The organism is Christensenella hongkongensis, from assembly GCF_000981035.1.
GTDB lineage: Bacteria > Bacillota > Clostridia > Christensenellales > Christensenellaceae > Christensenella > Christensenella hongkongensis.
This window is the reverse complement of the sequence record NZ_LAYJ01000015.1, coordinates 1-740: the sequence shown is the minus strand read 5'-3', so window position 1 is coordinate 740 and position 740 is coordinate 1. Positions and strand designations below refer to the sequence as shown.

Annotated in this window: 1 rRNA gene; it reads right to left on the bottom strand. The window is 52.8% G+C overall.

Going from position 1 to position 740, the window contains the following annotated elements:
- Positions 1-740: ribosomal RNA gene (locus tag CHK_RS00390) — 23S ribosomal RNA — on the bottom strand; the annotation flags it as partial.

The window sequence follows — 740 nt, the reverse complement described above, 5'->3', positions numbered from 1 at the left end:
GCCAAACCCTTGGGACCTGCTTCAGCCCCAGGATGCGACGAGCCGACATCGAGGTGCCAAACCTCCCCGTCGATGTGGACTCTTGGGGGAGATAAGCCTGTTATCCCCGAGGTAGCTTTTATCCGTTGAGCGACGGCAATTCCACTCTCATACCGCCGGATCACTAATCCCGACTTTCGTCCCTGCTCGAGATGTCTCTCTCGCAGTCAAGCTCCCTTATGCATTTGCACTCTAATGAATGATTTCCGACCATTCTGAGGAAACCTTTGGGCGCCTCCGTTACTCTTTCGGAGGCGACCGCCCCAGTCAAACTGCCCACCTGGTACTGTCCTTAAGCCGGTTCACGGCCTTAAGTTAGAATCCTAGTATTAGAAGGGTGGTATCCCAACAGTGACTCTGCGACAACTGGCGTCATCGCTTCTCAGTCTCCCACCTATCCTGTACATCTAATACCAAAATCCAATGCCAAGTTGCAGTAAAGCTCTACGGGGTCTTTCCGTCCTATCGCGGGTAATGAGCATCTTCACTCATACTACAATTTCGCCGGGTACATTGTTGAGACAGTGCCCAAGTCGTTACGCCATTCGTGCGGGTCGGAACTTACCCGACAAGGAATTTCGCTACCTTAGGACCGTTATAGTTACGGCCGCCGTTCACTGGGGCTTAAGTTCCTTGCTTCGCTTGCGCTAACAATTCCCCTTAACCTTCCAGCACTGGGCAGGCGTCAGCCCGTATACATC